The sequence below is a fragment of the Pigmentiphaga soli genome, from assembly GCF_039541095.1.
GTDB lineage: Bacteria > Pseudomonadota > Gammaproteobacteria > Burkholderiales > Burkholderiaceae_B > Pigmentiphaga > Pigmentiphaga soli.
Genome location: NZ_BAABFO010000048.1, coordinates 1 through 7,196, shown reverse-complemented (window position 1 = coordinate 7,196; position 7,196 = coordinate 1). Strand labels below are relative to the sequence as shown.

Genomic DNA, 7,196 nt, shown 5'->3' with positions numbered 1-7,196 from the left:
CGCCCAGGCGACGAACCCGGCTGCCCCCGCGCCGCGCCCGCCGGCCGCGCCGACCGGCGCCAAGCCGTACCGGCCGGAACTGCTGGCCGGCGGCGGCGCGGTGGTGGTCAAGGATTCCACCATCCGGGTCGACACCGTCCGTTTCGACCAGATCCTGAACCTGGCGGGCGAGATCGGCCTCACCAAGAACCGGTTGAGTTGCCTGCGCGACGCGCTGGTGGGCCATCGCCACGACGATACGGCCGAGGCGCTGGACCACGTGTTCGGTCAGCTCGACACCCTCGTCTCCGACCTGCAGTCGGCGGTCATGATGGCCCGCATGCAGCCGGTCGGGCGCATGTTCCAGAAGTACACGCGGCTGGCGCGCGACCTGGCCCGCCAGCTCGACAAAGACGTCGAGCTGCTGATCACCGGCGGCGAGACCGAGGTCGACAAGACCATCCTCGACGAGCTCAACGATCCGCTGGTCCACCTGATCCGCAACGCGGTCGACCACGGCATCGAAACCATGATCGAGCGCCGCTCGGTCGGCAAGCCGGCGCGCGGCACGGTGCACCTGTCGGCGCGCCAGACAGGCGACTCGATCGTGATCGAGGTGACCGACGACGGCCGCGGCATGGATCCCGAAGTGATCCGCCGCAAGGCCGTGGAAAAGGGCGCCATCAGCGCCGACGAGGCCGCCACGCTCGACCAGGCGCAGTGCCTGAAGCTGATCTTCCTGCCGGGCTTTTCCACCCGCAGCGAAGTCAGCGACGTGTCGGGCCGCGGCGTCGGCATGGACGTGGTCAAGACCAACATCGAACGGCTCAAGGGCCAGATCCACATCCAGTCCACCCCGGGCATGGGGTCGCACATCGTCGTTTCGCTGCCGCTCACGCTGGCCATCCTGCCGGTGCTGATGCTCAAGCTGATCGACCAGCCCTATGCGATCCCGCTGTCGGCGGTGCGCGAGATCATCTCGCTGAAGCAGGAAGACCTGCATTCCATCGGCAACGGCCAGGCGCTCACCATACGCGGCCAGGTCCTGCCCGTGCTCGACCTGGCCGCGCTGCTGGGCCGCCACCGCCAGGAGCCGCCATCGCTGGCGGTGGTGCTGGCCTATGGCGAGCGCCAGCTGGTGCTGGGAGTCGACGGCTTCATCGGCCAGGACGAGGTCATGATCAAGCCGCTGGAAGGCATCCGGCCCAAGGGCGTGGCCGGCGCCACGCTGTCGGGCGACGGCACGCTGGTGCTGGTGCTCGAGATGAAGCAACTGCTTGAAGGCGTGTTCTGAAGCGGCAGGGGCGTTAGTGGCCGCCCCCGCACGGCGCCCGCTCCAGGCGGGCGCCGATAAACCCGGTTTTCCGAGGTCTGTTCGAGGTTTTGCTTATTCGTAGCAACCGAAATAATTGGTATCAGCTACCGGCATGATCTGCGCGCGCGGCGCGCGGATACGGCGGTTGCACGGGAAGCGGCCAGCGCCCGCGTCCCGTCATCCTCGAACTCCCGGAACATCGTGTCAGATAGCCAGGAAAGCGGCCAGGAAAAGGCGCTGGCGCCGTCACAGCGACGGTTGGACCAGGCGCGTGAAGAAGGGCAGGTGGCGCGCTCACGCGACCTGTCGGGCGCCCTTGCGACCTTTGCCTGTGTTTGCGTGCTCGCCATCGGCGGCGCCCGCATCGCGGCCGACGCCATCGGCTGGCTGCAGGCCGCATTCGTGTCGGCCGGCGGCATGTCGGCCGCCGCCCGCGACGACAGTCTGCTCACCCTGGGCCTCGCGCACGCCATGGCCGCGGGTTTGCTGGCCATCGCGCCGGTGCTGGCTGCCGGCATGGTGGCCGGCGTGCTGGGTTCGGTCGGCCTGGGCGGCCTGGTGCTGTCGCCCAAGGCGCTGATGCCCGATTTCTCCCGCCTGTCGCCGCTGAAGGGTTTCGGCCGCATCCTGTCGCTGAACGGCCTGGTCGAGCTGGGCAAGTCCCTGCTCAAGGTATTCGTGCTGGGCGGCGTGGCCGCGATGCTGGTCTGGAGCGAGGTGGACGTGTGGCCGGCGCTGGCGCTGCCGGCGGTGCCGATGGCGCTGGCCCAGCTAGGCGGCATGATGTCGCACCACGCGCTGGCGCTGTCGGGCGCCCTGTTCGTGATCGCAGCGGCCGACGTGCCCTTCCAGTGGTGGAACCACCACAAGCAGCTGCGCATGACGCTGGAAGAAGCCAAGCAGGAAAACAAGGAAACCGAGGGCGACCCGCAGGTCAAGGGCAAGATCCGGCAGCTGCAGCGCGAACGCGCGCGTGCCCGGATGATGCAGGCGGTGCCCACGGCCGACGTGGTCGTGACCAACCCGGCGCACTATGCGGTGGCGCTTAAATACGACGACCGCAAAATGAGCGCGCCGCGCGTGGTGGCCAAGGGTACGGACGAGATCGCCGCCCGCATCCGCGAACTGGCGGCCGAGCACGGCGTATCGGTGGTCGAGAGCCCGCCGCTGGCGCGCGCGCTGTACCGCCACGCCGAGCTCGAGGCCGAAGTGCCGGTCGAGCTGTACCGGGCAGTGGCGCAGGTGCTGGCCTACGTCTATCAATTGCGCGGCCACGCGCACGGCCCGCAGCCGGCGGTGCCGGTGGTCGAGGTGCCGGCCGGCTGGGATCCGCTGGACGGCCGGCCGCGTCCCGGGAGAGCGCCGTGAACGCGCGCACCGTCCGGGTCGGCGGTCTGGAGTTCACCGCCGCGCAGCTGCGCGAACTCGGCATGCCGCTGTTCATCCTGCTCGTGCTGGGCATGATGCTGCTGCCGCTGCCGCCGCTGCTGCTCGACCTGCTGTTCACCTTCAACATCGCCGTGTCGCTGCTGGTGCTGCTGTCGGCCACCTATACCCGGCGGCCGCTGGATTTTTCCGTATTTCCCAGCGTGATCCTGGTCAGCACGCTGCTGCGGCTGTCGCTGAACGTGGCTTCCACCCGCGTGGTGCTGTTGCACGGCCACAACGGGCCCGACGCCGCCGGCAAGGTGATCGAGGCCTTCGCCACCTTCCTGGTGGGCGGCAACTTCGCCGTCGGCGTCGTGGTGTTCACCGTGCTGGTCATCATCAACTTCGTGGTCGTCACCAAGGGCGCCGGCCGCATCGCCGAAGTGTCGGCCCGCTTCACGCTGGACGCGATGCCCGGCAAGCAGATGGCCATCGACGCCGACCTGAACGCCGGCCTGATCAACGAATCGGCCGCGCGCGAACGCCGCGCCGACGTGGCGCGCGAGGCCGACTTCTACGGCGCGATGGACGGCGCCTCGAAGTTCGTGCGCGGCGATGCGATCGCCGGCATCCTGATCCTGGCCGTCAACATCGTGGGCGGCCTGCTGATCGGCGTGGGCCAGCACGACATGAGCTTTGCCGACGCCGGCCGCAACTACGTGCTGCTGTCCATCGGCGACGGCCTGGTGGCCCAGGTGCCGGCGCTGCTGATCTCGATCGCCGCCGGCCTGATCGTGTCGCGGGTGGGCGAGGGCGACGACATCGGCACCGAAGTCGGCCGCCAGCTGCTCGGCACGCCGCAGGCCATCGGCCTGTCGGCCGCCATCATCGGGCTGCTGGGGCTGATCCCGGGCATGCCGAACCTGGCCTTCCTGACCCTGGCCGGCGGCATGGGCTGGCTGGCCTGGAGCCTGGCGCGCCGCCGCATGGAAGAGGCCAGCCGCAAGGCCGGCGCGGCCGCGGCGCCGGCCGAACCGGCGCAGTCGCAGGAAGCCAGCTGGGACGACGTCAACCCGGTCGACACCGTCGGCCTGGAAGTGGGCTACCGGTTGATTCCGCTGGTCGACAAAACCGGCGACGGCGAATTGCTCAAACGCATCAAGGCGCTGCGCAAGAAATTCGCGCAAGACGTCGGCTTCCTGCCGGCCGCCGTGCACATCCGCGACAACCTGGAGCTGCGCCCGGGCGGCTACCGGATCACGCTCAAGGGCGTGGCGATCGGCGAGGGCGAGGTGCAGACCGGCGGCTTCCTGGCCATCAACCCCGGCCGCGTCACGCGCGAGATCGGCGGCACCCCCACGCGCGACCCGGCGTTCGGCCTGCCGGCGCTGTGGATCGCCGCCACCGACCGCGAACAGGCGCAGGCCGCCGGCTACACCGTGGTCGACGTCGGCACCGTGATCGCCACCCACCTGTCGCACCTGCTGCACGCCCACGCCGCCGAACTGCTGGGCCGCAGCGAGCTGCAGTCGCTGGCCGAGCATTTCTCGCGCTCCACGCCCAAGCTGCTGGACGACCTGGTGCCCAAGCTGATCCCGATGTCCACGCTGCAGCGGGTGCTGCAGTCGCTGCTCGACGAAGGCGTGCACATCCGCGATTTCCGCAGCATCGTCGAGACCCTGTCGGAACACGCGGTGCGCACGCAGGATCCGGCCGAGCTCACCGGCGCGGTGCGGATCGCGCTGGGCCGCGCCATCACGCAGGGCATCTTCGGCACCAGCGGCGGCATCGACGTGCTGGCGCTCGACCCCGAACTCGAACGCGTGCTGCTGAACACCAGCGCGAAAAGCGGCGAGCTGGGCGCCATCGAGCCGATGCTGGCCGAACGGCTGCTGGGCGAGGCGGCCGCCGCGGTCGACAAGATGGATGCACTGGGCAAGCCGGCTGCGCTGCTGGTGCCCGACCGGCTGCGGCTGGGCCTGGCGCGGCTGCTGCGCCGCTCGGTGCCGCGCCTGAAGGTGCTGGGGCACGCCGAGATCCCTGAATCCAGGATGATCCGCGTCGCATTGACCCTGGGGACGAGATGAAACCGGGGCTGGAACATTTTTTTGGCGGGAACTGAATCATGGCGTTTCGCAAATTCGTGGCCGCGTCGACGCGGGACTGCCTGCGCATGATGCGCGAGGCGCTGGGCGGCGATGCGATGATCGTTTCCACGCGGCGCACGGCCGGCGGCGTGGAAGTCGTCGGCGTGCGCGCGCAGGATCTGCCCGACGCCGCCGCGCTGCGGACCGCATCGGCGGTGGAGCGCGCGGCCGGGGCCGGGCGTGCCGAAGCTGCGGCCCAGGCGCCGCGCCCGGCGGCCAACCTGTGGGACGGCATCGAAGACGACGCCGTGCGCCTGTCGCCGGCGGCCAAGGTGATGGCCGAGCGCGACCGGCCGCAGCCGGGGCCCGCGTCGGCCGCCAGGCTGCCGCTGGCCAACTGGCCACGCGTGCCGGAAAACCACATCGCCCACCTGGTGCGCTCGCGCCGCGAATACGCCAGCGTGGCGCACGAGCTGGCGGTGAATTCGGGCGGCAGCAAGCCGGTGGTCAACCTGGCGGCCGCGCAGTCCGAATCCGAGCGGCGCCTGCGCCAGACCCTGGGCGCCGACGAGGCGGCCGAAGAGGCGTCGCCCACGGGCCGCGCGCCGGTGCTCGACAGCGAGGAGCGCGCCGAGCTGGCGAACCAGGTGTCGGAGCCGATCGTGACCGAGATGCGCTCGATGCGCAGCTGGCTCAAGCACCAGATCGAGATCATGGCCTGGCGCGACGCCACCCAGCGCGATTCGCGGCGGCGGGTGTCTTGGCGCGTGCTGGTAGACGCCGGATTCACGCCGGCGCTGGCGCGCACCATCGCGAGCCGCCTGCCGGAAGGCCATGGCGAAGAGCACGCGCAGCAATGGCTGACCGAAGTGCTGGTGCGCAATCTGCATACCGTGGGCGCCGAGAACGGCATCATCGAGCGCGGCGGCCGCTATGCCATCATCGGCCCCACCGGCGTCGGCAAGACCACCACCGCGGCCAAGATCGCCGCCCACTGCGTGGTCAAGTACGGCGCGGCCTCGCTGGGGCTGATCACGACCGACCAGAACCGCATCGGCGCGGTCGACCAGCTGCGCATCTTCGGCCAGATCCTGGGCGTGCAGGTGTATACCGCGCGCGGCGAGGAAGACCTCGACACCATCCTGGCCGGCATGGCCGACCGCCGGCTGGTGCTGATCGATACCGCCGGCCTGGGCCAGCGCGACGAGCAGATCGCCGAGCACCAGCGCATGCTGGCCGGCGCCGGCGTCGAGCGCCTGCTGGTGCTGCCGGCCGGGTCGCACGCCGAGCAGGCGGAAGACATCGTGCAGGCCTACGGCGCCGACGGGCTGGCCGGGCTGGTCGTGTCCAAGCTGGACGAAGCCGTGCGGCTGGGCGGCGCGCTGGACGCGGCCATCCGCTACCGGCTGCCGCTGTTCTACGTGACCAACGGCCAGCGCGTGCCGGAAGACATCCACGCCGCCAATGCGCGGCTGCTGGCGTACCGCGCGCTGCGGGTGCGCAACGCTTCGGTGTTCGCGCTCGACCCGGAAGAGCTGGACTGGGCCCACATGCCGTCCAGCATGCCGCCGCCGGTCGCGACGCAGGCGCAGCCGGCCCATGCGGGCAATGCGTGAACGGCGGCGGACGACGCGTATGACGCCTTTGCCGCCCCAGCCCCGGTAGCCCGCCATGTACACCCGCGACGGAACGCTGGCACGCGACACCAGCATCGAACAGTACATCCCGATGGTGCGGCGGATGGCGCACCACCTGGTGGCGCGCCTGCCGGCCAGCGTGCAGATCGAAGACCTGATGCAGGCCGGCATGCTGGGCCTGCTCGACGCCATGGGGCGTTTCGAGGAGGGCTTGGGCGCCCAGTTCGAAACCTATGCCACGCAGCGCATCAAGGGCGCCATGCTCGACGAATTGCGGCGCGGCGACTGGCTGCCGCGCAGCGTGCGGCAGGTGCAGCGCAAGATCGAAGGCGCGATGCAGCGCGCCGAGCACCGGCTGGGCCGGCCGGCCTCCGATGCCGAGATGGCGGCCGAGATGGAAACCAGCGTGCAGGAATACCAGCAGATGCTGGCCGATGCGCGCGGCGTGCAGTTGTTCTATTACGAGGACGTGGAAGGCGGCGAGGAGTCCGACAACTTCCTGGACCGCCACGTGATGGACGGCAGCGGCGACCCGCACCAGCGGCTGGCCGAGCGCAAGTTCCGCGAAGCCGTGGTCAGCGGCATCGAGCGCCTGCCCGAGCGCGAGAAGACCGTGATGGGGCTCTATTACGAGCAGGAAATGAACTTCAAGGAAATCGCCGCGGTGCTGGGCGTGACCGAGTCGCGGATCTGCCAGCTCCATTCGCAAGCGGTATCCCGCCTGCGCACCCGCCTCAAAGACTGGAAGAGGTAGGCCCCCCCCTACGCGCTTCGCGCGCCCCCCAGGGGGCGATGCGCGCGGACCGGCGG

Annotated in this window: 5 protein-coding genes; all 5 read left to right on the top strand. The window is 70.2% G+C overall.

Annotated features, from left to right (window positions below):
- Positions 1–1,273 (top strand): chemotaxis protein CheA (locus tag ABD927_RS24430; RefSeq protein WP_345252500.1); only part of this gene is annotated, 1,273 nt, incomplete at its 5' end.
- Between the two features lie 222 nt (positions 1,274–1,495).
- Positions 1,496–2,662 (top strand): flagellar biosynthesis protein FlhB, encoded by a 1,167-nt coding sequence (gene flhB / locus ABD927_RS24425; RefSeq protein ID WP_345252499.1) that lies wholly within the window; start codon positions 1,496–1,498, stop codon positions 2,660–2,662.
- Entirely contained in the window at positions 2,659–4,749 is a 2,091-nt protein-coding gene (gene flhA / locus ABD927_RS24420; RefSeq protein ID WP_345252498.1) for a flagellar biosynthesis protein FlhA, read from the top strand. The genes flhB and flhA overlap by 4 nt, the downstream gene beginning before the upstream one ends.
- 38 nt (positions 4,750–4,787) lie before the next feature.
- Positions 4,788–6,365, top strand: coding sequence for a flagellar biosynthesis GTPase FlhF (gene flhF, locus ABD927_RS24415; protein ID WP_345252497.1), 1,578 nt, complete (start codon positions 4,788–4,790; stop codon positions 6,363–6,365).
- A 55-nt stretch (positions 6,366–6,420) separates the two neighbouring features.
- Entirely contained in the window at positions 6,421–7,140 is a 720-nt protein-coding gene (locus ABD927_RS24410) for an RNA polymerase sigma factor FliA (RefSeq protein ID WP_345252496.1), read from the top strand.
- Positions 7,141–7,196: the final 56 nt, after the last annotated feature.